This window comes from Tolypothrix sp. VBCCA 56010 (assembly GCF_050875635.1).
GTDB lineage: Bacteria > Cyanobacteriota > Cyanobacteriia > Cyanobacteriales > Nostocaceae > Hassallia.
This window is the reverse complement of the sequence record NZ_JBPAOH010000005.1, coordinates 32,214-57,562: the sequence shown is the minus strand read 5'-3', so window position 1 is coordinate 57,562 and position 25,349 is coordinate 32,214. Positions and strand designations below refer to the sequence as shown.

Annotated in this window: 30 protein-coding genes; 14 read left to right on the top strand and 16 right to left on the bottom strand. The window is 41.6% G+C overall.

Features of this window, described 5'->3' with window-relative positions; translation table 11 throughout:
- Window positions 1–11 precede the first annotated feature (11 nt).
- Window positions 12–551, top strand: coding sequence for a DinB family protein (locus tag AABK37_RS03000; protein WP_432550129.1), 540 nt, complete (start codon window positions 12–14; stop codon window positions 549–551).
- A gap of 256 nt (window positions 552–807) precedes the next feature.
- On the opposite strand, the gene AABK37_RS02995 is transcribed toward AABK37_RS03000, so the two are convergent.
- The 4 genes from AABK37_RS02995 to AABK37_RS02980 form a co-directional block, all read right to left on the bottom strand.
- On the bottom strand, window positions 808–1,164 hold the full coding sequence (locus AABK37_RS02995; RefSeq protein WP_039738861.1) for a hypothetical protein: 357 nt from the start codon (window positions 1,162–1,164) through the stop codon (window positions 808–810).
- A 425-nt stretch (window positions 1,165–1,589) separates the two neighbouring features.
- A complete protein-coding gene (locus tag AABK37_RS02990; protein ID WP_432550128.1) occupies window positions 1,590–3,203 on the bottom strand; it encodes a cyclic peptide export ABC transporter in 1,614 nt (537 codons plus the stop codon).
- 19 nt (window positions 3,204–3,222) lie between these two features.
- The gene (locus AABK37_RS02985; RefSeq protein WP_432550127.1) at window positions 3,223–3,642 is read right to left on the bottom strand and encodes a class I SAM-dependent methyltransferase; all 420 of its coding nucleotides are present in this window, start codon (window positions 3,640–3,642) and stop codon (window positions 3,223–3,225) included.
- Entirely contained in the window at window positions 3,635–3,895 is a 261-nt protein-coding gene (locus AABK37_RS02980) for a hypothetical protein (RefSeq protein ID WP_432550126.1), read from the bottom strand. Before AABK37_RS02980 ends, AABK37_RS02985 begins: the two co-directional genes overlap by 8 nt.
- 418 nt (window positions 3,896–4,313) lie before the next feature.
- Here AABK37_RS02980 and AABK37_RS02975 point away from each other — a divergent pair, with 418 nt between their 5' ends.
- A complete protein-coding gene (locus AABK37_RS02975) occupies window positions 4,314–4,688 on the top strand; it encodes a DUF4870 domain-containing protein (protein ID WP_089127128.1) in 375 nt (124 codons plus the stop codon).
- A 58-nt stretch (window positions 4,689–4,746) separates the two neighbouring features.
- Here AABK37_RS02975 and AABK37_RS02970 read toward each other — a convergent pair whose 3' ends face one another.
- Window positions 4,747–5,028: a hypothetical protein gene (locus AABK37_RS02970; protein WP_432550125.1), complete on the bottom strand. Its 282-nt coding sequence runs from the start codon at window positions 5,026–5,028 to the stop codon at window positions 4,747–4,749.
- Between the two features lie 303 nt (window positions 5,029–5,331).
- Here AABK37_RS02970 and AABK37_RS02965 point away from each other — a divergent pair, with 303 nt between their 5' ends.
- Window positions 5,332–5,520: a type II toxin-antitoxin system HigB family toxin gene (locus AABK37_RS02965; RefSeq protein WP_432550124.1), complete on the top strand. Its 189-nt coding sequence runs from the start codon at window positions 5,332–5,334 to the stop codon at window positions 5,518–5,520.
- Window positions 5,501–5,905 (top strand): helix-turn-helix domain-containing protein, encoded by a 405-nt coding sequence (locus tag AABK37_RS02960; protein WP_432550123.1) that lies wholly within the window; start codon window positions 5,501–5,503, stop codon window positions 5,903–5,905. Before AABK37_RS02965 ends, AABK37_RS02960 begins: the two co-directional genes overlap by 20 nt.
- A 147-nt stretch (window positions 5,906–6,052) precedes the next feature.
- On the opposite strand, the gene AABK37_RS02955 is transcribed toward AABK37_RS02960, so the two are convergent.
- The 5 genes from AABK37_RS02955 to alaS all read right to left on the bottom strand — a co-directional run bounded on the left by AABK37_RS02955 (window position 6,053) and on the right by alaS (window position 9,763).
- Complete coding sequence (locus tag AABK37_RS02955) at window positions 6,053–6,292, bottom strand: type II toxin-antitoxin system Phd/YefM family antitoxin (RefSeq protein ID WP_432550122.1); 240 nt, start codon at window positions 6,290–6,292, stop codon at window positions 6,053–6,055.
- A 173-nt stretch (window positions 6,293–6,465) separates the two neighbouring features.
- Window positions 6,466–6,588, bottom strand: a complete 123-nt coding sequence (locus AABK37_RS02950) for a hypothetical protein (RefSeq protein ID WP_432550121.1) — start codon at window positions 6,586–6,588, stop codon at window positions 6,466–6,468.
- Window positions 6,589–6,616: 28 nt separating this feature from the next.
- The gene (locus AABK37_RS02945; protein ID WP_432550120.1) at window positions 6,617–6,841 is read right to left on the bottom strand and encodes a type II toxin-antitoxin system HicA family toxin; all 225 of its coding nucleotides are present in this window, start codon (window positions 6,839–6,841) and stop codon (window positions 6,617–6,619) included.
- Window positions 6,834–7,061: a type II toxin-antitoxin system HicB family antitoxin gene (locus tag AABK37_RS02940; RefSeq protein ID WP_432550119.1), complete on the bottom strand. Its 228-nt coding sequence runs from the start codon at window positions 7,059–7,061 to the stop codon at window positions 6,834–6,836. The genes AABK37_RS02945 and AABK37_RS02940 overlap by 8 nt, the downstream gene beginning before the upstream one ends.
- Before the next feature lie 59 nt (window positions 7,062–7,120).
- A complete protein-coding gene (gene alaS / locus AABK37_RS02935; protein ID WP_432550118.1) occupies window positions 7,121–9,763 on the bottom strand; it encodes an alanine--tRNA ligase in 2,643 nt (880 codons plus the stop codon).
- Between the two features lie 304 nt (window positions 9,764–10,067).
- Between alaS and AABK37_RS02930 the strand changes: the two genes are divergently transcribed.
- Both AABK37_RS02930 and AABK37_RS02925 read left to right on the top strand, forming a co-directional pair.
- Window positions 10,068–10,271, top strand: a complete 204-nt coding sequence (locus tag AABK37_RS02930; RefSeq protein ID WP_089127123.1) for a heavy-metal-associated domain-containing protein — start codon at window positions 10,068–10,070, stop codon at window positions 10,269–10,271.
- A 746-nt stretch (window positions 10,272–11,017) separates the two neighbouring features.
- Window positions 11,018–12,031 (top strand): GGDEF domain-containing protein, encoded by a 1,014-nt coding sequence (locus AABK37_RS02925; RefSeq protein WP_432550117.1) that lies wholly within the window; start codon window positions 11,018–11,020, stop codon window positions 12,029–12,031.
- A gap of 47 nt (window positions 12,032–12,078) precedes the next feature.
- On the opposite strand, the gene AABK37_RS02920 is transcribed toward AABK37_RS02925, so the two are convergent.
- Window positions 12,079–12,798 carry an ATP-dependent Zn protease gene (locus AABK37_RS02920; RefSeq protein WP_432550116.1) on the bottom strand — a complete coding sequence of 240 codons (720 nt, stop codon included), beginning with the start codon at window positions 12,796–12,798 and terminating at the stop codon, window positions 12,079–12,081.
- Window positions 12,799–13,174: 376 nt separating this feature from the next.
- Between AABK37_RS02920 and AABK37_RS02915 the strand changes: the two genes are divergently transcribed.
- Both AABK37_RS02915 and AABK37_RS02910 read left to right on the top strand, forming a co-directional pair.
- Window positions 13,175–15,016: an SUMF1/EgtB/PvdO family nonheme iron enzyme gene (locus AABK37_RS02915; protein ID WP_432550115.1), complete on the top strand. Its 1,842-nt coding sequence runs from the start codon at window positions 13,175–13,177 to the stop codon at window positions 15,014–15,016.
- Between the two features lie 286 nt (window positions 15,017–15,302).
- Window positions 15,303–15,914 carry a hypothetical protein gene (locus AABK37_RS02910; protein ID WP_432550114.1) on the top strand — a complete coding sequence of 204 codons (612 nt, stop codon included), beginning with the start codon at window positions 15,303–15,305 and terminating at the stop codon, window positions 15,912–15,914.
- Between the two features lie 53 nt (window positions 15,915–15,967).
- On the opposite strand, the gene AABK37_RS02905 is transcribed toward AABK37_RS02910, so the two are convergent.
- Complete coding sequence (locus AABK37_RS02905; RefSeq protein WP_432550113.1) at window positions 15,968–16,966, bottom strand: DUF1517 domain-containing protein; 999 nt, start codon at window positions 16,964–16,966, stop codon at window positions 15,968–15,970.
- A gap of 949 nt (window positions 16,967–17,915) precedes the next feature.
- Here AABK37_RS02905 and AABK37_RS02900 point away from each other — a divergent pair.
- Together AABK37_RS02900 and AABK37_RS02895 are read left to right on the top strand one after the other, a co-directional pair.
- The gene (locus AABK37_RS02900) at window positions 17,916–19,133 is read left to right on the top strand and encodes a glycosyltransferase family 4 protein (RefSeq protein ID WP_432550112.1); all 1,218 of its coding nucleotides are present in this window, start codon (window positions 17,916–17,918) and stop codon (window positions 19,131–19,133) included.
- Window positions 19,134–19,186: 53 nt separating this feature from the next.
- On the top strand, window positions 19,187–19,357 hold the full coding sequence (locus AABK37_RS02895) for a hypothetical protein (protein WP_432550111.1): 171 nt from the start codon (window positions 19,187–19,189) through the stop codon (window positions 19,355–19,357).
- Between the two features lie 64 nt (window positions 19,358–19,421).
- On the opposite strand, the gene thiS is transcribed toward AABK37_RS02895, so the two are convergent.
- Together thiS and AABK37_RS02885 are read right to left on the bottom strand one after the other, a co-directional pair.
- Window positions 19,422–19,634, bottom strand: a complete 213-nt coding sequence (thiS, locus tag AABK37_RS02890; RefSeq protein ID WP_432550110.1) for a sulfur carrier protein ThiS — start codon at window positions 19,632–19,634, stop codon at window positions 19,422–19,424.
- Window positions 19,635–19,649: 15 nt separating this feature from the next.
- Window positions 19,650–20,753 (bottom strand): thiamine phosphate synthase, encoded by a 1,104-nt coding sequence (locus AABK37_RS02885; protein ID WP_432550109.1) that lies wholly within the window; start codon window positions 20,751–20,753, stop codon window positions 19,650–19,652.
- A gap of 84 nt (window positions 20,754–20,837) precedes the next feature.
- Here AABK37_RS02885 and AABK37_RS02880 point away from each other — a divergent pair, with 84 nt between their 5' ends.
- The 4 genes from AABK37_RS02880 (at window position 20,838) to AABK37_RS02865 (ending at window position 23,781) form a co-directional block, all read left to right on the top strand.
- Window positions 20,838–21,002, top strand: a complete 165-nt coding sequence (locus AABK37_RS02880) for a histidine kinase (RefSeq protein ID WP_432550108.1) — start codon at window positions 20,838–20,840, stop codon at window positions 21,000–21,002.
- A gap of 107 nt (window positions 21,003–21,109) precedes the next feature.
- Window positions 21,110–22,897, top strand: a complete 1,788-nt coding sequence (locus AABK37_RS02875) for a DUF1565 domain-containing protein (RefSeq protein WP_432550107.1) — start codon at window positions 21,110–21,112, stop codon at window positions 22,895–22,897.
- 2 nt (window positions 22,898–22,899) lie between these two features.
- Window positions 22,900–23,040 carry a hypothetical protein gene (locus tag AABK37_RS02870; protein WP_432550106.1) on the top strand — a complete coding sequence of 47 codons (141 nt, stop codon included), beginning with the start codon at window positions 22,900–22,902 and terminating at the stop codon, window positions 23,038–23,040.
- A gap of 273 nt (window positions 23,041–23,313) precedes the next feature.
- Entirely contained in the window at window positions 23,314–23,781 is a 468-nt protein-coding gene (locus AABK37_RS02865) for a DUF29 domain-containing protein (RefSeq protein ID WP_432550105.1), read from the top strand.
- 128 nt (window positions 23,782–23,909) lie between these two features.
- Here AABK37_RS02865 and AABK37_RS02860 read toward each other — a convergent pair whose 3' ends face one another.
- Together AABK37_RS02860 and AABK37_RS02855 are read right to left on the bottom strand one after the other, a co-directional pair.
- Window positions 23,910–24,404, bottom strand: a complete 495-nt coding sequence (locus tag AABK37_RS02860; protein WP_432550104.1) for a DUF6174 domain-containing protein — start codon at window positions 24,402–24,404, stop codon at window positions 23,910–23,912.
- Between the two features lie 99 nt (window positions 24,405–24,503).
- The gene (locus AABK37_RS02855; protein ID WP_432550103.1) at window positions 24,504–25,244 is read right to left on the bottom strand and encodes a hypothetical protein; all 741 of its coding nucleotides are present in this window, start codon (window positions 25,242–25,244) and stop codon (window positions 24,504–24,506) included.
- Window positions 25,245–25,349 lie beyond the last annotated feature (105 nt).

Here is a 25,349-nt window from a genome sequence, read left to right as displayed (position 1 = left end):
TGAAATAAATCATGTCCGATCGCACTTACTACGAAACGATGGCAGAGTACAACTTTTGGATGAATCAAAAGCTTTATGCTATCTGTGCAGAAATCCCTGACGAAAAAAGAAGAGAAGATTTAGGTGCGTTTTTTAAGTCGATACACGGAACTTTAAATCATCTGCTTTTTGGCGATCGCGCTTGGATGGGACGCTTCATCGAAAAACCTTTTACAGCTAAAATCGGACAGGAATTATATACAGATTTTGATGAACTTCGTCAAGAACGAGAACTTACCGATCAACAAATTATAGAATGGTCAAAAAGCCTTTCACATGAGTGGTTAAACCAACCATTCAAATACACCAGCGGTGTAGACGGAAAAACGCGCATTTTACCCGCTTGGCTTTTGGTGACGCATATGTTTAATCATCAAACTCACCACCGAGGACAATTAACTACTCTTCTTAGCCAGCTAGGATACGATCCGGGGATTACTGATTTACCGTTTTTGCCTTGTTTGAATGCAATTGTTAAAGTATCGGAACCCACAGGCAAGGTTGCTCGTTGATGCAAGCCCACCGATTATTTTGTTAGGCAGAGTGGAGAGTATCAAGGAAATTGAAGGAAGGCTTCGCCTTCTGGTTAAAACCTGGTACTGCAAGCAATTGAGAAGAGTCAGATTTGAAGACAGCAAAGTAGATGCGTTTGCCCTGCTTTAGCCTAAGCATCTAGGAGCGCTAGGCGTGTTTTGTTGTTTACGTTCCTTAATTTGGACTAGGGTCATTGACGATGGTGCAACTAAAGGCATTCTTCGTCGGCTGGTCTTATGCTGATTTTGTTAAGGCACGTAGTAGTCTTTGTTTCGGGCGGTGTCGTGGTTCGCTCGTGAGGAAGCTAACAAGCTCGTACAGTTCCAAAACTTTAACCCCCTTGGCACTAATCTCGCCATAGTTTTCAATTACCCTTTGAACCCATAGATTAAAGTCATCCGGCGACCAGCCATCAAAATGGTTGGCAATGCATCCAATCAGGATGTCGTACCCTGCCTTTAGTGGAAATCCAGCAGCGGTTGCAGCAGCTTCGCAATCTTTGCGACAACTGGCGAGCGCTCGTTCAAAATCTAGAGTACTGATTTCCAGAGCGTTAATGGACATCGTGCCATTCAAAGTTTCAACAATCATTGGTATACGTTCCGTCTTAAAGTGTACTTAAGGGCGATGCAGGTATTAATATGTAAGATTGGTAAAAAGCGATCGCTCTTTTAATGGGTATATTTTTCTATTTACCAGATAAGTGTCCCTTTCACCCTTTTCCACAACAAAATTCAACTTAGGCAAAAAAGATATGTCCCTAGCGCATGAAAAACCCCAGCAACGAGTGCCTCGTCGTCTGGAAGTGTCGATATCTCGTTGTGCATCCCAAAATTAACTCATGAAATTAATGGTAGACGCGCTTTCTCTTATACGTTTTAAACGCCTAAGCTCGCCGTAATTCATAATTAATAATTATTCGGTCAGCTTAAACTCTCCACTTAAAAAGTTTTAGCTTCATAAAAATTCGTGTTCAGCTTTTACCATTTTTTTAATTATGAATTATGAATTATGATTTAAGATTTGTCATATTCAACTTTGCCGTAATCTAACTTAATTACTCTATCTGCTAAATGAAAATAGTGGTCATCGTGGCTGATAGCTAATACTGTTTTACCTTGTTGCTTGAGATTTAATAGTATTTCTTTATAAAATATATCCCGGAAAACCGGGTCTTGATCTGATGCCCATTCATCAAATAAATAAATAGAGCGATTTTCTAAATATGCAGTTAATAAAGCCAGACGTTTTCGCTGTCCTTGGGATAGTGCTGTAGTCGATAATTTACCGTTTTCAATCTTTACTTTGTGACTTAATTGCAACTGTTGCAAATATTCCTGTGCCTGTTTATCAAAGTCAATATTACTAATACCTAAAATGCGGTCAAATAAATAGAAATCTGAAAAAACTACAGAAAAATGCTGCCGATACCACTCGCGATTATCATCGGTAATTACTTTACCATCTAGCCGAATTTGCCCTGATTCGGGGATGTATAATCCTGTAATTAGTTTTGCTAAGGTGGATTTACCGCTACCATTACCGCCTACAATGAACACTAATTGACCAGGATGAAAAGTCAAATCTACTGGACCTAAAATGAAATTGCTGTCTTCTACTTCACCTGGGTAAGCATGGGTGACTTGTTGTAATTCTAGTGTAGAAAATATCCCCGTGTCTTCGTGTCCCCGTGTCCCCGTGTCCTCTTTTTGTGCGGCTAATGTTAACCCGATTCTTTCTATTTTTTGCAGTGCTACACTTGCTCTAGACAGTTGCTGAAGTTTGTCTAAGATGCTTTGCATTGGTAGCATCAGATAAGTGAAGGTAAGTATATATCCTGATAATACAGATGGTGCGATCGCTATCAGTTGCGGCAAACCAAATAGCAATAAACCCACAAGAGTGAAAAACAGCAGATTTGACCAGTTGCTACCAATTGAAAATGTAATCAGCGCTGTAGCATTATGATCGCGGGATGTCGCAGCGCTTTTTTGCAATTCTTGTGAGAAAAAGTCTTGACGGCGGGCGGCGTGTAGTTTGAGTTCTTTGATACCATCAATGATGGTGCTAAAATGTTTGAATAAGCGGTCTTGGTCAACTCTAGCTAAAGTGAGAAAATGTTGCGCTCTATTAATTAGCAGTTGAATAGTACCCAGCGCTACCATGATAAAGCCGATTGTAAAGGCAAACACGCCGATGGAAAGCGAACCGAGGTACAGCAAGCAACCAGCAATAATCGCAATGTCAACGCAAATAAAGGGAATTGCGTAAACTGTGGTGGATAGTGTGGCAACATCTTCGGTGAGGGTTGTCATTAATTGATTTGCACCGAGTTGTTCTAAATGTCGCAAGGGAGAAGATAAAATCCCTTGACTCAAGCGCAACCGCAAGCGATAAACAGCGTCTTGGGAAAGATTGATTAACAAAACTTGGCAGATGATGCTGTTGATGATAACTACAAATGCTAGTGCTGCGAAGTACCACACTATGTTAGATGTAAAATTGCCACTGACAGCACTGTTAATTAGTGCAATCAGTCGGGCGGTGGTTCCACCGCTGACTAAACCAGTTAAAATAGCGATCGCTACCTGCAACTTTGAAGCTCGCAATAAAAGCCAGATTAAATTCATCCACGATACCGCAATGGTGTTAGTTCGGTTTTAACCCAATTATCAGTGCAAGTTCTAGCCACTTCCAGTAACAATCCACATCAGTAAAGCCGATTTCTCGCAACCAATGCAGTTGGGTTTCCACGTCTAAAAGTTTATTTGATGGATCGTCTTGTTCAAGAGTTCTACCAATCGCTTTTAAAAAATATTCGTGCAATGCTGGTGTTGACGAAGAAACATGTTCTAAGTTGCAGAAAATACCACCCGGTTCCAATATTTGAAATATTTCTGTGTAGAGAGAATGTTTGCGATCGCCAGTTAGATGGTGGATGGCACTGGAAACTACTGCATCAAATTTACCATTATCTGGCAGCGGTTGATTTAAGTTGTGAGCGATCGCCTTTACCGTTGCATCGTTTGCAAAGGTGCGCTTTATAACGCACCTACGTTTTTCAAGCATGAAGGTTAGCTTGTTCTTGCAACCACGGATCTACAGGTTGTCCATCTTTGCGACGCAGTTCAATTTCAATTACCATCACTTCTTTGGAACCAGGGGGAGCCGGTTTTTGATGGAAAATAATATCATAATCTGCTGGATTGTGCTGACGCTCTTTCAACCAATCTTGCACTTTGGTGGTAGCAAATAATGATTGCCCTTGCTCAAACATTCGCGTAATCTGCATCTGTAGAGAGAAAGGATTTAATCTACCCATTGTCTACTCCTTTAGAAATTTTTTCAATACAAGCCCAAATGCTATGCTATAATACTTCTTGTACGGCAGGGAGTGCCGGAACTCACGCTTGAGGAGCTAGTTGCAAGACTAGGATAACACTGAAAACATCATGTGTGCCCAAGAAACCTAGACCCTTGTGGTTCAGGTACTTCACAATTTTTATGATCCAAGAGGGCAGGCATTTTGTCTGCCCTTAAAAATTTCTAGATATTTTGAATTCGTTCTTCTACTGTGGGGGTTCGGTAAACCTCATAGTTAGAGTCGATTAGTAACAGTCAAAGTTAATCTATCTGAAGGAAAAGCCGGAAAAGTTGTGCTTGTACGGGAAACAGCAATACTAAACTTATTAAATGCTCGTTACAATCAAAGCTAGAAAGCAAGTTGAGGAGCGACCAGGATGCAAGTTTCATACGACTCTGATAAACGTAAATTGCTATCATCTCTGTGTCATGGAGCGATTTTTTTTAGTACAGGATTATTATCGATTGGGGTTCCGATTGTCATTAACTCACTTTCCGATGACCCAGTTGTTAAAAGCAACGCTAAAGAATCGATTAATTTTCACTTCAATGTTTGGTTCTGGGCAACTTTAATTGGAATTCCGATTGCGATTATATCTTTTATTACCTTTGGTATTGGCGGAATTTTATTCTTCCCCGTTGTTGCACTTGGTTTTGCAATACACTGGGGACTGACAATTTGGGCATTATTTCACTGTCTAACTCAGCCTGATGAACCGTTCCGTTATCCGTTTATTTTTCGACTGTTTTAAAGACTCAGATCCCCGACTTCTCCAAGAAGTCGGGGATCTTGTTTCGTGCCATAAAAACTTATTCTTGACGTTCTTCTTGCTCTTGTTGCAATAGCCGATCCACTTTATTCTCAATTGCAGTCAGCCTTCTTAGAATTGTAGGACGGTCATCATCAAGAGAAACTAGCAAATTTGCTATTCCTTGTTGTATATTAGCCAATCTTTCTACTGCGCTCTGAAGCTGTATCATTCCTTCTCGGAGTTCTTGTCTTTCAAGTCTTGCTTCAGCCATTGTATCTAACATTGCTTGAGCGGTTCTGGCATTGCTTTCGATGAGTTGCTTGAGTTCTTCATCTGTCATTGTGCAAGTTTTTATTATTGATTATATAATTTTTCGCTTCTTTGTGGCTTTGTTAGGTAAAGTGCGATCGCGAAGCGGGCGCACCGCGCCATCGCCTTGACTGGAAAAACTTCGCAATTTGCTAATATTATAAAATATACCTCGACCAAGAGACATAACTATGAGGCATCTTTCTATACTGAAAATATATGCACGTTATTTCTCGTTCCAGACTTGTCGAATTCTGGGAAAAATACCCAAACGCACAAAACAGTTTGCGTTCATGGTATAAACTAACAACTATAGCTGAATGGCAAAACTTTGTTGATTTACGCTCCCGTTTTTCCCTCAGCCGATCAAGTTAGTAATCTTACAATTTTTAACATTGGCGGTAACAACTATCGACTCATTACGTTGGTAGATTACAATTATCAAAAAGTTTTTATCCGCCATGTTCTCACCCACGCAGAATATGACAAAGAGGACTGGAAAAATGACCCTTGGTACACCTAACACTTACATTGAATTACTGACAAATTTCCCTCCTCGTCCCATCACCGCTGAGTCAGAGTTGCTGGCTACGCAAAAAGTAATCGACTCATTGATTGATAAAGGTGAATTAACACCCGACGAACAAGACTATCTAAATGTTTTAGGTACTCTAGTATATGAATACGAAGAAAGACATAAACTTATACCTGATATTCATGGTGTTGAGTTACTTAAAGTATTGATAGATGAATTTAGTTTACGCCAAAAAGATTTAGTTTCTATCTTTCAAACTGAGTCTATCGTATCTGAAATATTGAGCGGTCAACGAAATTTAACAGTTAACCACATTCAGCAGCTTGCAAACTTTTTTCACATTTCCCCGGCTACTTTTTTTGAGTCGAAATGAAAAACTTTGTAAGTGCGTAGACGCAACGCGACTTGTCGCAGACATCGCTCTTTGCTACTTTGTTGGGTAAAGTGCGATCGCTTTAAAGAATTCTCCCCTTAAATAAAACCGACAGAGTATTTGAGGATTTCTGGATCTGGATAATTTTCATCTACCTTCAAATGCGTTCAGAATCTCTTCGGGTAAGGGTGCATCAAAATCATCAGCCACCGTAAATTCTCCGGCACATAAACCAAACGGACGCATCTTTTTTTCGGTACTTGTAATCGGTTTTAGTTCGGCAATAGGTTTGTCAGCTTGGACAATAACAAAAGTTTCACCGGCTTCAACTTGATTGAGGTATTGCAATGGTTTTTGTTGAAACTCCTCAACTGTGACTCTTTGCATGATTAGTACTTAAGCAATGTTCAAAGGTAATCTTTTACCTGACTTAATTGTAGTGCATATTTTGTTGACATCTGGGGAGAATGCAGCAACTAAGATTAACGAATACTCTGAATTAACTGAATATTATTTCTTAACCACTCATTGACCAACACTTGAATGTCAATACCTTTATCTTATGCTAGCTTATTCAAAAATTCATTGACATCTGGTTCTAAATAAATAGGAAAATTAAAAGTGGCATCAGGGTTATAAAATTTTCCCCGTTGTGCAGTAGAAAAATCATATTCTGGTTTCATAGAAACTGTTCTTGATATTGTTTAGTTTTTATTCCACTTCAAAAAGAATGCGAGGAAGTCCTGACTGACGAATAATCGACCGTAAAGTACCAGTTTTTAGCTCATCGTAATCAGGTACGGGAACAGTTACAGTTGATTCTTCGGTTTGCAATTGCATTATTATGTGGCTACCCCGCTGACGTACCTGTACAAAGCTATTTAGTTCTAGAATTTTGCAAACTTCTCGACCAGAAAGAACACGCAATTTACCCAACACTCACCTCAAGACGTGTAACAAAGACTTCTGTATGCAATCTTTCCTCAATTTCCGAAGGAGATGCAGTTTCAAAAAATAATTCCAGCGCTTCAATCAGATTATGCCGTGCTTCTTCAATAGTTGTACCTTGGCTGGCTATATCGAGTTCGGGACAGAGTGCTACATACCAATCGTCTTCGCGTTCAATGATTGCGGTGAACTGTTTTATTTGTTTCATGTTCTGCCTTATTTGTAATTTAAAGGCAGGCATCTTGCCTGCCCCACAAGAGAATACAATTAACTCAAACCAGCCTTTAACTCACTTTGCGCTTTATCCAACGCTTCTGGTAACTTACTCGCATCACGTCCCCCAGCTTGCGCTAAATTCGGTCTTCCACCACCACCACCACCGCAAATCTTGGCAATAGCACCGATAAATTTACCGGCAAGAAGTCCTTTTTTATTGACTTCTGGACTAAAAGCTGCTATAAGGCTAACTTTCCCAGCTTCGGGAACTGAACCCAATACCACCGCACCCTTACCGATTTTCTGCAACAAGCGTTCAGCAGCGGTTTGCAAAGAAGCGGCATCAACCTCTTCTATTTGGGCGACGATAATTTTATAATCGCCTACAGATTCGGCTGTTTGCAGCAAGGTGTCAGATTTAGCGATCGCCAATTGTCCTTTCAATATCTCCAACTGCTTCTGAGTATTCTTCAGTTCGTTTTGCAGTCCGGTTATTCTCTCTGGAACTTCTTCGGGTTTAACTTTAAAGCGATCGCTTAAATCCTTGACTACTTTATCGCGAACATTCAAATAATCCAGCACCGCTGAACCAGAAACCGCTTCAATTCGCCTTACTCCTGAAGCCACACCCGCTTCAGAAATAATCTTGAAAACGCCAATCTCCGCAGTATTACTTACATGAGTTCCGCCGCACAGTTCCATCGATACACCCGTGAAGTCAATTACGCGCACTTCTTCGCCGTATTTTTCGCCGAACATGGCAACTGCACCTCTGGCTTTGGCTTCAGCAAGAGGTAATATTTCTACTTTCGCTGCATGTGCTTCGGCAATCCAAGTATTAACCAGTTCTTCTACTTGCTGAACTTCTTCAGGTGTCAGAGGACGCGGACAGTTAAAGTCAAAGCGCAATCTGTCAAAAGAAACCAACGAACCAGCTTGAGATATGCCTTCATCGACTAGCTTCTTCAAAGCCGCTTGCAGCAGATGTGTAGCAGTATGATTTGCTTGCAGACGACGCCGACAACCCGCGTCTATCTGTGCAGTTACAGAATCTCCTACTCGGATTGTACCGCGTTCGATGCGTCCGAAGTGAACAAAGAAATCAGATTCTTTTTTCACGTCTTCGACTCGAATGACGATACCATCACCGGAGATATAACCGCGATCGCCTATTTGTCCCCCCGACTCAGCATAAAATGGCGTTTTGTCAAGTACTATTTGCACGCTTGTTCCCGCGTCCGCTTCTTCTTGGGAAACACCATTTATCAGTATGACTTCGACTTTTGCAGTCGCTGTTGGTTGGGTATATCCCAAAAATTCAGTCACGTTGATATGTTCGGCTAACTTGTCGAGAGAACCTTGCACAGTTAAATCGATGCTTTCGTGTGCATCTCTACCGCGTTCTTTTTGGATTTCCATTTCTGCCTCGAATCCGGCAACATCAACTGTGAGGCTGTTTTCCTCAGCAATTTCTTGCGTCAGTTCGAGGGGGAAACCGTAGGTATCATACAGCGTAAAAGCACTTTCACCGCTAATTTGGGTTTTGCCTTCTTCTTTCAGCTTGGCGATAATTTCCGCAAGCAGTTTTTCCCCTCTTTCCAAAGTTTTCAAGAAGTTGGATTCTTCGCGTTGCAATTCGGCTTTGATAGCGTCTTCGCGTTGGCGCACGTTGGGGTAAGCTGATTCGGAAAGGCTAATTGCAGTTTCCGCAACTTCTGTAGTGAATTCCCCAGAAATACCAATTAAGCGTCCGTGACGCACCACGCGACGAATTAAGCGACGCAGCACATAACCGCGTCCCACGTTGGAAGCGCGGATTTCATCGGCTATCATGTGAACGACAGCACGAATATGATCGCCTATTACCTTCAAAGAGACTTTGGTGTTCTCATCGCTGGTTGTGTAATCGATACCAGCAATATCCGCTGCTGTTTTAATTATCGGGAAAATTAAATCGGTTTCGTAGTTGTTGGGAACTTTTTGGAGGATTTGCGCCATCCTCTCTAAACCCATCCCGGTGTCGATGTTTTTATTGGCAAGTGGTGTTAAGTTGCCTTCTGCATCGCGGTTATATTGCATGAAGACGAGATTGTAAAACTCGATAAATCGGGTATCGTCTTCTAAATCAATATTGTCGTTGCCGCGTTCTGGGTGAAAGTCGTAATATATTTCTGAGCTCGGACCACAAGGACCTGTAGCACCAGATGCCCAAAAGTTATCATCTGCACCCAGGCGCTTGATTCGCGCTTCGGTGACACCGATTTGATCGCGCCAGATAGCAAAGGCTTCGTCGTCTTCTTCAAAAACGCTGACGACGAGGTTTTCTGGAGAGAAGTTAAAGACTTTGGTGGAAATTTCCCAACCCCAGGCGATCGCTTGTTCTTTGAAATAATCGCCAAAGCTGAAATTACCCAGCATTTCAAAAAACGTTTGATGCCGTTTCGTGCGTCCGACGTTTTCGATATCGTTAGTGCGGATGCATTTTTGGGAAGTTGTCGCACGTTTAAATTCTGGTGTGCGCTGTCCCAAAAATATTGGTTTAAATGGTAGCATCCCCGCGATCGTCAGCAGCACGGTGGGATCTTCTGGCACCAAAGACGCGCTTGGGAGAATCTGGTGTCCGCGTTGAGCGTAAAAGTCGAGAAAAAGAGTGCGAATTTCGCTACCGCTGAGGTACTGGAGATTTGAAGACATAACTGTTTACTTTCATTTGAGGGACGCTTGGACGCTTAAAAGAAAAGATTTTTATTTCTCCTGGTGTGTGCATATGATAACTACTTTAGTCGTTTCCAACATTTCGCTATGAATAAGCGTATTTGCATAAGTATCTTTATATATTTTTGCATTTCGTTTCAATTTGTCGAAGCGCGATCGCCTGCGTCATGTGCCCTATTACTTAGTGGCACAATCACCTAACTCTGGTAGGATGACCCTTTAAAATCTTTTTCATAAGATTAATCTTGAAAGAATAATCCAAGTCCAAGTACAGAGGTGACTCATGGCGCTGAAAATGAACGTTCCCAACATTGCCTGCGAAGATTGTGCAGGAAAAATTTCCGACTCTATCCACGTAATGGAACCTGATGCCAAAGTTGAGGTAGATGTCAAAGCCAAAACTGTCACCGTAGAATCCGCAGCTTCGGAAGAGTCTATCAAACAGGCGATTGTTGCGGCTGGTTATCACATAGAAGGTTATCAGTAATGGAATATTAATTATTAATTAATATTTTTCCACAGGACACTGATGAAGACAATTTTCGTCGCCATCATGTGTCCGGCTTGCAAATTAGAAAACTCGCTTTTTTGCTAATTTCAACTTTTGTTGATTCAATCCATTTTCATTTATGTAAATTTACCGATCAAGCAGCAATTTGTTAAGAAAAATGTGATTGAGGAAATAAATCCGGAAAAAATAAAACAGATAAATTTAGCTTTTACGTCCTTCGCATTCATCGATTCCGAGCGTTAGTGTGAAGTCATATAAAGTTACTAATCTTTATAACATATCTCGGTTTTTACGGAGTAATTACGCAGATTGCTACTTTGAAAAATAATAAAAATAATTTATTTAAATTTCTAATATTAATTTATATTTCTTATTTTAAAGTGTAAAGCTTTGATTTGGGGTAATTCTTTGGGAGGTTTCACACCAGGAAATGAAAGTAAACCTCTATCCGAAGGAATATTTTTCAGTGTTTTCACTGTTTAAAAAAAATAGGTGACAGTTGAAAGTAGGTATCATAAGTTTCAGTTCCCGCGATTGTAGCAATCAAAATATTAAGAGGTTATTAAAAGTTGGCAACTTCTTATATATCTAGTGTTAAGACAATCAAATATTCGCTAATAGTCTTTTGCAAAAACACAGATAGATTCAGTAATAAAAGCAAGTTTTAGCAAGTTGAATCAGGGTTCTAGCGTTAAAATTGAATAAGGGCAAAAAGCAAAGCAATGAATATTTCTATTCTGGTCTTTGGAAGTGATAAATTTCTCGCTAGCCTTCCGGATCAGATCCGTGATGCAACCGTTTTTAGTGTAGAAGTTATCACCAATTTAAATCAGGCGGTGTCGCGCATTCAAATTACGCCACCGGATATAATATTAGTGCAGGCTAGCCTTAATGCCAGCACGGAATTATGTTGTTGGCTGAAAGACCAGACAAAGCTATCGTGGATATACTGTATTCTGTTTGAAGATCGTCCAGAGCTACTCTCTCAAAGAAACTGGGAGTGGGATTTGGAGATGACTTCCACCGCGCTAAAGCAAGGTGCTGATGCTTATATTTGGCAAATTCCCGAAGAAAAAAGAGACCAAAAATCAGCGTTGTCTGCTAATAATCGCTTAATATTAGCTCAATTAACGGTAGGTTTGCGGAAGGCGCAAAAATACCGAGATATGATGCAAGAAAATGATGTTTTGTCAACGTTCGCCTTAGCAGATTGCTTGACAAAAATGAATAATCGCCGTGCTTTAGAATGGGATTTACCCAGACAAATTCAAAAAGCACGGAATCAGAATAATCCCTTAAGTTTGATTATTCTCGATGTAGACTTCTTCAAAAAAGTTAACGATACCCACGGGCATTTAGTAGGCGATCGCCTTTTACAGTTACTATCTGCCAGACTGGGGAATAATTTACGCTTTCAAGACACAGCCTTCCGCTACGGTGGTGAAGAATTCGTGATTATTCTCGCTAACACCACAGGTGAAGAAGCACTTTTAGTAGCGCGTCGTCTCAATCGCATAGTCAGCCAAGAACCATTTACGATTAACAATCAAGTGACTATCAACGTCACCATTAGCTTGGGTACAGCTTCTCTGCGAGACGAAGACGATGCTAATGGAATTAGTATGCTAGATCGTGCCGATAAATATCTTTTACAAGCTAAAGCCACAGGACGTAACCGTGTCATTAGTAGCAACTACTTATCCCATATGTCACATCTTCAAGTTGTTTCCTCTTAAAGTTAAGAGTTCAAAGTGACAAGTAAAGAATTATAAATATTTTCCCCCTAACTCCCGTACAGACGTTCCTCAGGAACGTCTGTACCTAACTCGGTATTAAGCGCGATCGCTTCTGAACACTCTTTCACCGAAGCGCGTTGTCGCATCGCTTCCACCAAAGCTTGATAACTAGACCAATTTTCTTGTAGTAAATTTTTCGCTTGCAGCAAGCAAAAGCGCTGTTTTTGATCGTAAGCTGATGCAGAAAAGCCCAAACTTGTCAATACACCTGCTAGCTTACTTTTATCATCAGACCCGCCTTCAGCATTATCAAACACTAAAGCTTCAGCGGCAATACCCGCCATCCAAACAGTACAGTAGCGATCCAGCATTTGCGCGGTGATTTTACCTTGTTCGAGTTGCAAAGCTAATTCAGCATCATCAAAAGCAACACCACCTTGTCCTGGTTGTCCTTGTTTCAAAGCTTCCCAAGCTGTCAGAGTATAGCCGCTGATGGGGATACCCAGCAAGTAAGCAGTCAAAAAGTGACCGGCTTCGTGGTGGACAATGCGATCGCGATGTTCGGGTGAAAAACCCGCAATCCAATCTAAAAGCAGAGAACCTCCCTTACCTTGCAAACTGAAAGAGTCTAAAGTAGCGATTCCTAAAACAGCGAAAGTAGCGATCGCAGGTACTGCCGGCGACAAATTGACCAAAGGTCCCAGCAGCACCGATAAAGTCATCAAAAAGATCGATATTGCAACTAAATTTAAAGAAGTTTGGCTCATTGTCCTTCTATTTATGAGTAAGCGCGTAATCTTTCTTAATTATGAAGCCATTCTTAAACTTTGACTAAAGCAGTTGACAAAACCAACAACCTTAGATTAATATTCTCTATATAATGGAAAATCGTGCGCCCATATATATTCATATTTAGAAACCATCAAGCACAAATAAACAAATAAATCAGAATTCTAACTCCCCATTCCCCACTCCCACTCCCCCCACTCCCCACTCCCCCCACTCCCCCCACTCCCCACTCCCCCCACTCCCCACTCCCCACTCCTGAATTCTTTATTTAGTTGCCTAGATATCTCTTAATATCTCTTTTTAATTCGATAATATTGGGGCTTACTTTGGACAAGATGTGTTCTCCAGTTTGTTATGCAAATCTGCCAAAATCCCAATTGTTCAAATCCCTTCAATCCTGATGGCAATAGATATTGCATAAGTTGCGGACAAAGCAACTTTGACAAACTTCTCAGAAACCGCTACCGCGTATTGAGACTATTAGGAGAAGGTGGATTTAGTAGAACTTACGAAGCAGCAGACGCAGACAGATTAAATGCACCTTGCGTCATCAAACAATTTGTCCCACAAGTTCAGGGAACAGGACAACGTACCAAAGCAGCCCAATTCTTTCAAGAAGAAGCTTTTCGGTTGTATGAACTCGGAGAAAATCACATCCAAATTCCCAGATTACTTGCATACTTTCAACAAGGTATTAGCTTGTATCTCGTGCAAGAATTTATTATTGGGAAAACACTTTTAGCCGAAGTTCAGCAACAACCCTTTAACGAAGAACAAATTCGCCAAATTTTACTTGATTTATTACCAGTTTTGGAATTTGTTCACTCGCGTAACATTATCCATCGCGACATAAAACCAGAAAATATTATCCGTCGCGAAAGTGATGGAAGACTCGTATTAATTGACTTTGGTGGTGCGAAACAAGTAACGCAAACCAGTTTAGTCAGACAAGCTACAGTAATTTATACAATCGGTTATGCACCAAACGAGCAAATGGCTGGATTTGCTTGTCACGCAAGCGATTTGTACTCATTAGGCGTCACATGCGTGCGACTTTTAACGAAATCTTTACCGCTTCTAGACGATTATGGACAGATTCAAGATAATCTTTATGATGCCATGAATGGGCAGTGGATGTGGCGATCGCGTTTGCAAGAAAAAGGCATCTTTATCAGCGAAGAATTTGGGCAAATTCTGGATAAATTATTAAAACACTTAGCCAGTGAAAGATATCAATCAGCAGCAGAAGTTATGAAAGATTTGAAGTCACCCCAAATCAACTTGATAGCAAATACTGCACCAACAATATTAGCTACTTCTCAATTGACATCACCACCACAAACGCAAATCATCTCATCATTACCCACCTTATCAGAATTTCAATTTGAAGTCGTCACAGTAGATAAAAAAGGTAAAGAAATTAGCCGCAACCGTCAAAGTGCAAACTACTTAATAGAAGACTTTGGTAAAGTCATCAAATTAGAAATGGTATCAATTCCCGGTGGAACTTTTATGATGGGTTCCCCAGAATTTGAAGGAGATGCAGACGAACATCCACAACATCAAGTCACCGTCGCACCTTTTTTTATGGGAAAATATCCCGTAACTCAAGCACAATGGAGAGCAGTAGCAGCATTACCCAAAGTCAAACAATCCTTAAATCCCCATCCATCGAAATTTAAAGGAATAAATAGACCAGTTGAAAATGTATCTTGGCACGAAGCGGTAGAATTTTGTTTTCGGCTTTCAGAACAAACCGGACGCAACTATCGTTTACCCAGCGAAGCCGAATGGGAGTATGCTTGTAGGGCAGGAACCACTACACCCTACCACTTTGGCAAAACTGTCACCCCAGAATTAGCAAACTGCGGTGGTAGCGATTCCTACGCTTTGGATGCAAAAGGGAAATTCCGCAGAGAAACTACTGATGTAGGCAGTTTTCAGCTTGCCAACGCCTTTGGATTGTACGACATGCACGGCTTAGTTTGGGAATGGTGTGCCGACCCCTGGCACAAAAATTATGAAGTAGCACCCACAGATGGCACAGTTTGGGAACTTGGCGGAGATGAACATCGTCGGGTATTGCGCGGTGGTTCTTGGAGCTTTAGTCCGGAACTTTGCCGCAGCGCTAGTCGCAGCTGGAATGAAGCAGTTGGCGGACTGAGAATATGTGGCTTTCGGGTTGTGTTTTCTTAGTGCCGTTGAATTTGTATTGGGAAAGGTATTGACTGCAATTCAAAAATAGGTTATTATAATCTTGATAAGGAAGAACTATCATCAAATAAGTGTTTAAAAACCGCCTCTCGTATAGTAGGCGGTTTTGTTGTGTAAAATCATGTCCGACAAATCACATATATATGTAGAGACGTTCCAGTGGAACGTCTCTACGACATCTGTTAATAAATGCGGACATGATATAAAATCCCGAATCGTTTCTTTGTTTCGCGTCGAATAAAACCAAAGCTGATGAAGGGAAAATTTCATGAAGCGGTTATTCAGGTTTTTCAAACCAAGCAAAAACCAACCATTGCTGAATCTGGTTATTATTACCTTTCTTTCGGTTTTGTTTTTAGCAAATTTGATATTTAAAATATTTAGTTTTGTATTTCCTTCCTTCAACGCGATCGCTGTAGCGTTATTCTTGTTGATTCCGTTTTTACTTATACTTAATGGGTTTTTCTTTCGCAGATGGTGGCTAAAACTGATAAATTTTTGGATATTTTTATTACCAAGTTTGCTTTCTATCTGGATTTTCAACAATGCTACTATAATCTTTTTGTTAATTGGTATTTATCAGCCAGAGCAAGAAATTAAATTTAAATCTTATAATATTGCCGTTTATAAAAGTCCTGCATGGTTAGATACAGATGCACAGCGGGGATTTGTTTTAAAGCAAGAAAAGATTATCTTTCCCGGAATTAAGTTAGCAAAGCCAATTTATGAAAATAAAAATTATTACTTAGATAGAATAGAAAATTATCAATTAATCGGTCGAGATAAAGTAGTTCTGGATTTTGTTTATTATGATGCCGATAAAAAAAGAAAACGTAAGGAGTCGAAAGAATTTCAAGTAAAAGATTTTGTTTATTTTTAATTTCGTAGTAAGCGCTTCAGCGCTTTCTTTAGCGTTGAAGCGCTTACTACGGTTTAAACTAATTTCAGATCGGCGTACTCTGCCAATAAATCGTCAGAGGTGAGAGTGTCGCCTTCAGCTTGCGGAGTCCAGAGAACTTCAATCGCCAGAAGTTTATCGCTGGGGATACTACCAATTTGGCGCAAAGCTTGACGCAAGTCGTCAACGTTGTTGACTGCGGGAATTTCAAACTTACCCAATGTCGCCGCTAAGAGGGTGACAATAATATATTCTCCAGGACCTTGGGTAATTAGGTCGGTTGGATTGTCAACATCAGCACCAGGTAAAGCATTCTTAGGAGTCGCTTCTTTTAGCTGGTTGTTAACGTTAGAAAGAGTTTCTTCGGTAAATTTGCTGCGTTCTGCTAGTGCTAAACGGTTAAACTGAGCTTCAGCTGAATTTAAACGTGCTTGCTGTGTACTACCACCTGCATATACCCAGTATTCGGGATGGCGTAGCAAAGCGAGGCTGGCTTCTTGCAAAATTTCGGCTCTACCCTCTGGGGAGTTGGTGTCAGCTGTTTCGGCAATTCGGTTAAGTTCCGGTTGCAAGTCACGAGCTTGTGCCAACATACCTACTTGCAGACGAGTGACGGAAACATTCGGGTTGCTGCTGTAGCCTGTATCTTCTGCGGTTTCGCCACTGGTAGCGCGACGGAAAGCTTGTACCGTGAAGTTAGCGATCGCCAAGAAGATTAAGATGGTAAACAAACCACCAAATCCTCCCCCAATACCAAAGAAGGGAATCAAGAAAGGAAACCCAAATCCTCCACCACCAGGATAATATCCGCCGCCGTAGCCGCCACCGTAGCCACCGCCGTATCCCCCACCGTATCCACCCGGAGGTGCATAGGTGCGGCTAGAAGGCGCTCTGAAGGAACCACCGCCGATTCTACCACCACTGCGGGCGGCTAATGCACCATCAGCGTGACTCAGTGCCAAAGTAAACACTAAGCTGAGGACAAACAAAGTTTTTAATAGCGGTTTGATGGCTTGTTGTAGTTGTTTACGCATAACACTGTCACTTGAAAAACGTTATTACTTATGATTTCTCCTAGTACTGGTAGGAGTCTGTGTATAGATGACACTCCTACCCTAAGCGAGTTCAATTTTTGATATTTACTAGCTCTGTGTAAGATTCATCTATCGCTATACCTTTAATTTACCGCTTCTTATTCTCGGCGTGCCGCGCTCGCAGGGGGGATTTCTGGAGTAGATAACCGTACAACTAATTATCCCCGCCAGAACAGTGCGATCGCCTACCAATCAGAAAAACTTATCACCGCACTCACCTGGGATAACTTTGTCAAACTTCAGTTTGGGATTGCAATTTTTTTTAAGGTTATCAAAATAATTTTCTATGGATGGTTCTAGATATTTTTGGTTATCATCGACTGTATAGGACTAGTGAACACTTTCTAGTTATGCCGTCTCCTTCTATTGCGGTGGAGTCGCGATCGCCTTTTTAACTTTAATTAAACGACACCTACTCCACACACCACGCTTGGGGCGCATTTAAATGTACTTCACTTTCGCCACGATTCAGAGCATTATCGGCATTTTGGCATCACATTATGGGTGTATTTAGGATAAACTATTTCTAGGAGATAGACTTAGCAATCTCTACACTCTTATTATGCTCGGGTCGTTTTTTTCTAATTGCTACTTAATTAGTATTGTTGATTCTTTTACTTTAGCAAATATAAATAAAAATATTTTTTCCTCAAAAACAATTTAATAATTATTTTTGATGATTAACAAAACATAGCGTAATTTATGATTTGTGGGATTAATTGTCTTACATCATCTCATTGATTACAAACGAGAAAAAATACTGATTATTAAAGGTTGCCGATTCGGAAAAATTAGTGAAAAAAACTGCACTAATAACATCTACTAAAAGTACATACTTATCTTTAGTCCACAGAATGAACAATTAAGAAGTTTAGACAGCGAAGTTTTCATGGAACAAATATCACAAATTGATGCAAAAATCCAAGACAAAACAGCCTCTCCTGACATCTTAGTAATATCGCGCACCTTCTTGCCGAACCAGGGTGGAATTGGAGAATATATCTATAATCGCTGCCTGCAAGACCCAGAAAGGGTAATTGTTTTAGCGAGTAGTTGCTCTGGAGACAAAGCATTCGATCGCGATCAACAGTTTCCGGTTTATCGCTGGTCAAATCCGAGATTTTGGCGTAGTGGTTTTGTTGAGAATAATATAAAGCATATTCTCAATCTGGTCTGGTCATTTGTGCTAGCCGTGCAACTTTATTTTCGCTATCGTTACCGCTACATAGAGTGGGGTCACGGCTACAACTTTCTGGCGGTGTTACTATTAAGCTATTTATTACCTATCCGTTTTTTTATCTATTTACATGGCAATGATGTAGTTCATGTTTTACGCAATCCCTTGTGGCGATCGCTATTCGCATTAACACTGATACGAGCTGAAGGAATTGTTTGTAAAAGTTCATTTATAAAAGATTACCTAAAAGCTAATTTCCGATTTAATACTCCTACCCACATAATTAATCCTATCCTCAGACCGGAAAAATTTGCCGTAGCAACCAGCGTTGATAATCTTGATAATTTACGTGTTCGCGTGCGTGAAGCGTACAACATTCCGGAAACATCTGTAGTCATTCTTTCAGTAGGACAGCTTGAAAAGTGTAAAGGGTTCGACCGAGTGATTGAAAACTTAATACTACTGCTGACTCAGGGGATAGATGTTCACTATATACTTTGTGGGCAAGGTGCTTGTGAATTAGAACTGAAATCTTTAGCACGTCGCTTGCGAGTAGATAAACGGGTACACTTTGCCGGATATGTAAGCGATCGCGAATTAGCCGGCTACTATGCAGCTTGTGATTTATTTGCTATGCTGACTTTGTTTGACACCAGATCCGCCAGTATAGAGGGTTTTGATGCAGTTTACTTAGAAGCGGGTTACTTCGGTAAGCCTGTAATTGCTTCTTGTTTAGGCGGTGTCATAGATGCAATTCGCCATGAAGAAAATGGCATCCTAGTTAATCCGAATTCTGGCTGTGAAATTTTTCAAGCTTTCAGTCGCTTGTGTAAAGACCAGCAGCTACGTGAAAAACTAGGTCGCATCGGAAAAGAACTAGCCAAACGCAAAACCCTTCACCGCACGCTTTACGCTTCAAGAGTTAGTTGATAGTTGATAGTTGATAGTCGATAGTTGACTCTTGAAGAGAAAGAAAGGGGTTAATGGTAAAAATTATTACCAATTACCAATTACCAATTACCAATTACCCCTTCGGGGTTCGCGGCTGTGCTTCAAGTCGGCATCCCCGACGGCAGATGCTCCACTTGGGGAAACCACGGCAGGTGCTTCAAGTCGGCGGAGCCGCCCAACGCACTGCCTCCCCTTGGCGCTAGCCTCTCCCTTTGGGAGAAGACCGCACTGCCTCCCCAACGCACTGGCTCACCAATTACCAATGACTCATCCACCCCCGACAATCGTGACTACTTCAAGGCGATCGCCTTGCTGTATTTTTGTGTCAGACCAAAACTGACGGTGTAAAATTTCCCCGTTATACTCCACCGCTATTAAACGAAGATTAAAACCTAATTCTTGGAGTATATCGGGTAAAGGTGTTTGGGATGAGCAAGTACGAGTTTCCCCGTTTATAGAAAGTGTAATTTGGTCAGACATAAGCTTGGAATTGTTTTACGCATTTGCTTTAACGCGATAAAGTTGAGAGAGGAAATATTGTGTTACTAAAGTAGGTTGATCCGCTTCCATAAGCGATCGCACTACCGCTACACGTTGGGCACCAGCATCAATCACCTCGTTGATATTATTTGGGTCGATTCCCCCAATCGCAAACCAAGGTATCGGACTATTTTTCGCCGCATAACTGACATATTCTACGCCAGTTGCTGCTTTACCTACTTTCGTGGGAGTTTCATAAACTGGTCCAACACCAATATAATCTGCTCCATCGGCAATCGCCCCTTGCATTTCTTTTGAATTTGTGGTAGAACGACCTATCAAGCGCTGCGGTCCGAGTAATTGTCGGGCAATGGCAATCGGCATATCTTGCTGTCCGAGATGTACTCCATCTGCATCTACTGCCAAAGCCAAATCTACTCGGTCATTCATGATGAAAAGAGCGCCATAGCTGTGACATAGCTGCCGCAACTTCATAGCTTGTTCTAGACGCACAGTATCATCAGCGGTTTTGTCGCGGTACTGTAAAAGCGTTAATCCACCTTTAAGGGCAGCTTCAACGGTTGACAGTAAATTTTCACTTTGGGAGGTGACAAGATAAAGACGCGATCGCAATAGCAGTTGATGGCGCTGATAACCTAATAAAGTACTTTCCAGGGTATAAACCCGATAGCGCATCTGCTTAAAAGCTTTCCCCATATTCGGATGAGTGAGCTTGCTGTATTCTTCCAGCACCCGCATTGCTTCTTGTACGCGACCGAAGTTAGCTTGCAATAACGATTTTATATTGGCGCGTTGTTCTTCCTGAGGATGACTTAACTCAGTACCAGCATCGCCTAGTGTATCCCGTGCCGCCCGCATTTGAGGCGTATGCCAATTAGCTATCTCTTGTCGTAAATGCTTACATTCAAGAGCTAATTGGGCATTATTTAAGCCAAAGCGACACCATTCTTCAATAATTCGCAAGCCTTCACGAGCGCGATCTAAATTTGCGTCTAAAATGCGGTAAATAACATGCTGTATCTGCTCTGTTTGGCTGTATGGCTCGACCATTACAACAACCCCATTAGTGCTTTCATCGTCACAGCCAGCCTCTTTCATATTTGCAATATTTTTCGCATTGAAGTTGATTATTTATTAGGGATTACGGATTGGGAATAGAAAATAGGTAATAGGTAATGGGTAATGGGCAATGGGCACGCTCGATTGGGGGCAATGGGAAAGGGGAATAAAAAGAAGTTTCAGAATTTCACTTGGACGATGCCCGATGCCCGATGCCCGATGCCCGATGCCCGATGCCCGATGCCCGATGCCCGATGCCCGATGCCCGATGCCCCCAATCCTTCATAACTTTGTATTAAAAGTAGCCAATAGGTCAATATCTGGGTAATATTATCGACATACTAGCCGTTGTCTGAGTATAAAAAAATTATCTTGGTTGTAAGGAGTGCTCTAAATTGATTTTCCCCCTAGTGTTTTCTAACTATCGTAAAGCAGATATGCTGCCATCCAAGGCGATCGCTTTTGATGTCAAACCAGATTCTTACTTGAAATTAGCAATATTTTTGGTTGTTCGTTCCTCTATTTTTTGTTTTACCCTTGGCGTAGGTGTGGTAACTACAGCATTGTTGGGTATTGCCGACACCGCCATAGCTCAACCCAAAGCACCAAATCAGATGCCTATGGGTGAAAAAACAATGTCTCAGGTTAATGTGCTGTTTGTCAACCCAAGTGTCGGAAATGACAAACTAGGCAATGGTGGTGAACGCGCACCCTTAAAAACAATTACCCAAGCGCTGCAACTAGCCAAACCCAATACTGTAATTATGCTCTCTAAAGGTACCTACAGTACCCAAACCGGAGAGATATTTCCTTTAATTCTCAAAAGAGGAGTGTCAATTCAAGGAGAGAGCCACAACCGAGGACGCGATCTGGAAATTCAGGGGGGTGGTGATTACCTCAGTCGCAGCTTTGGCGGACAAAATGCCACAATTGTCGGAGCAAACCAAGCCCGATTAACTGGGGTGACAGTGACGAACCCCAATCGCCGTGGTTACGGCTTGTGGATTGAATCGAGCAATCCTGTAATCGTCGAAAATACTTTTACGGGTAACACACAAGATGGCATTTCTGTCAATGGAAGCAGTGCGCCCATTATTAGCAAAAATTACTTTTATCGCAATGGAGCGAATGGAATCACCATAGATGGTAATTCGAGTCCGCAAGTGCGAGAAAATGTTTTTGAACAAACGGGTTTTGGGATTAATATTGCCAAAAATGCCACGCCAATGATAGTAGGCAATCAAATTAAAAACAACAGAGCCGGAATTGTTGTTCAAGCGAATGCTCGCCCAATTTTACGGAATAATGTAATTGAGGGCAGTAAAGAAGATGGGTTAGTAGCGATCGCACAGGCTTTGCCTGATTTAGGTAACGCAGGAGAACCCGGTGGTAATCAGTTTCGCAATAATGCTCGTTATGACATTAACGCGCTTGCTGCAAAACAAGTAATTACTGCGGCTGGAAATAACTTGGGAAGCGATCGCATCGCCGGTAAGATAGATATGCAAGGTGGAAGTGCGTTAGCTTCATTACCCAACAATCCAGCACCCTCAACTTCAGCAAATCGAGAAATCACCTTCGATGCACCCGGAGTATCCGAAACTCCTAAATTAAAACCGTCATCACCGAGAACCAATATTCCTTCGACGGGATTGAATCCGCAACTACTGCCACTACAAAGCGCCAATTCTCCGCTTTCCGTGGCTTCTACAAATCAACAGCAACCTATCTCTAAACTTGCCAGCTTCCCTACTCCTAGTAGCTTACCAGGATATCGGGAATCAGTTTCTGCGCCATCTCCAATCGCAACTAACGCACTGGCGCCACAGTTGAATTATGTGCGGGTTGATTCTAACACAATCGAGTTTAACGCACCGCAAACAACATCCCCATCATTAGAAGCAACTAGCGCACCTGAAAACCCAACAACAATGTATCGCGGTCAATCGCCTTTGTCTATGGGCGTTAGCCAAACCGGTTTGCGTTATCGAGTAATAGTGGAAATAGCAAATCAAAGTGAGCAAGAAAGAGTGCGATTTATTGCACCGGGTGCTTTTCCTACGGTTTGGCAAGGTAGAGGAGTCATGCAAGCAGGAGTTTTTAGCAGTCGCTATAACGCCAACGAAATGCTCAAACTTCTCAACAGAAACGGTTTGAGAGGAATGATTTCGCCGACGAATTAAGCTTGTATATTTGTGACGCGATCGCTCCGCCAACGCTAGGGGCGATCGCCATGTTTCTATCGATGATTCTTAATCAAGTTGAGAAACAGGCGATCGCTCCTTTTTTATACTCTGCTCTCACAAGCGTCTATCGGGACTTATAGCAGTTCCCATTCAGATGCGGTACAACATTATATCGTCGCGTGTAGGGGCACGGCAGTGCCGTGCCCCTACGGGTGTACCTCACGTAACCGAGAATTGCTATAAACAAAGCGGAAAACTGTATCGGATACGATTGGGGGTGTGTTTTTGAGGATTCGTCATAGTTTTGTTCCTAGACAGGACATTACTGTTTGGCAAAAGCGATAAACTGAAAAATGTTAGTGGGTTGTCGAAGCAAAATGGAATAGCGTACTGTTTGGAGTTAAATTTTACAAATGTCTAACACGCTATACGATCGCGATCTTCAGTTGTGGATTGAGCAAACCATCAGTCAATTAAAAAGTGGTGAATTTGAGACGTTGGATATCGAGCATTTGATTGAGGAACTAACAGGTTTGGGAAAATCAGAAAAGAATGCTCTGAGAAGTAATCTCAAAATTTTGTTGATACATTTACTTAAATTGAAGGTTCAGCATGATGTTCCAGATACGATGAAAAGTAGTTGGTACAGTTCGGTGCTGGAACATCGTCAGCGGGTTCTCGATAATTTGGCAGATACTCCTTCGCTCAACAGTTTTTTGATAGAAGCACTGGAAAAAGCTTATCCTGATGCCCGTAAAGGGGCGATTAAGGAGGGCAAACTGGCTAAGTTTGGTGTTCGTATCCCAGAAGATAATGAATATCCAACTACTTGCCCTTTCTCGATCGCGCAAATACTAGATGAAGACTTCTACGGGCTGTAGTAGGGTGCGTTAGGACTTTGTCCTAACGCACCAAAGCATAAAGGACGGTGCCGTACTCTCGTCTAACACAACGGCAACAAAGCGGGAGGAACATCCACACCGCTTTAAGCCGGACCCTACGTGTATTTCTATTGGATTATTTCAAAATTTTCAATAGTGAGATAGACTTCCTCATCAGCTATCTGGCTGCTGTAATCGATATCAAGTTGGGTTGGGTAGCCTAATCTGGGATTGTATCGAACATTTAGGCTGTATGCTCTACGGTTAATAGCATCTTGAATCACATCAAAAAGCTTGGGAATCGTATTGTATGCAAAGAAAAGTTGTGGATCGACTGGTTGATCGGTGGCAACAGAAGTGATGGAAGTTGTTTGACCGTAACGTACTTCAATAACTACCGGTCCTCTTGCGTCAGGTAAGCAGAAGCAACTATTGCTAAGTGTATAGCGATAGTTGGAAATATTCCGATGATTCCACAAATTTCGGTTAAATTGCAACCGCCTTAAATTCAAATTAGTTACTGCTGGCGATTGTGCCCGATGTATGGGAGATTGAGATAATACTGGGGTGTTCAAACCTAAAAACAGCATTAGCCCGATATTAATAACAACAGGTAAGCGCATATAAATCTATCTATTAAAAATTTGCTGAACATTTTAATCTGCCCAAATTTAATTCACAAGATATTGGTAATAATTTGTTAAGACTGCCCCTAACTATTTTCAACCCTCGGTTTCTTCTTGGGTATAACGTCGTAGTGGCTTTTCACTCCTGATTGCTTTGAGTTTTGATGTGAACAACTCAGAGCGATCGCTTTTTTCTGGGGTGAATTGTCCAATTGGCGGATGATTGGCAGCAGGTAAACACAATGTCTGTTGATTCAAAGAAGATGTTTGGCTTGAAGCATAAGATGTCTGATGCCCAAGGGAATATTTAGACACTTTAGTTGTGGAAGATGGCAAAAGGTTCTTATCTTTTGTACTTCCGAATGTTTGTTCCTGTAATAACTTTTCTTCACCGATCGCTTGTATAGACTTATTGTTGCGTTTATACCCATTATTGACGTTTGCAGCAGTCGCTGAATTGTCAGTTAGAGAATTTGCGGTTGGTGGTAATTTAGGAGTATTTTCTTTATTTTCAGATATAAACGGTGAAGTTAGCGAAGTTAAGCTTTCCGGAAATTTGCTGCAAATCAAACGTTCAAATTCCATGTTGAAATGAAAAATCGCCTGCCCGCGTCGCTGCCAAAATGTTAAGATTTGCTGAACTGAAAACGCTTTGTAACGACCTTGATACAGTGCTTCAATCACTGCTAAGTGTAGCCAATTAACTGGGTACTGAGTTTGCCAACGGTTAACTAACTCACTGGCACTGTACCCACTGAGGTCAAAACTATAGTGAATTAATAAAGCGGCTGCCAAGTCGAGCCACTCGTGTGTTGGGGTTTGGGAGTCACCCTTCATATACGCCCCTTCAAAGGATTGAGCGCTGTGCCGCCCGGTTGAGTGATGTGGTGTGGCAGAGGTGTCCAGGGTTGGTGTGAGCATCTGGCTATCAGCTTCTGGCAA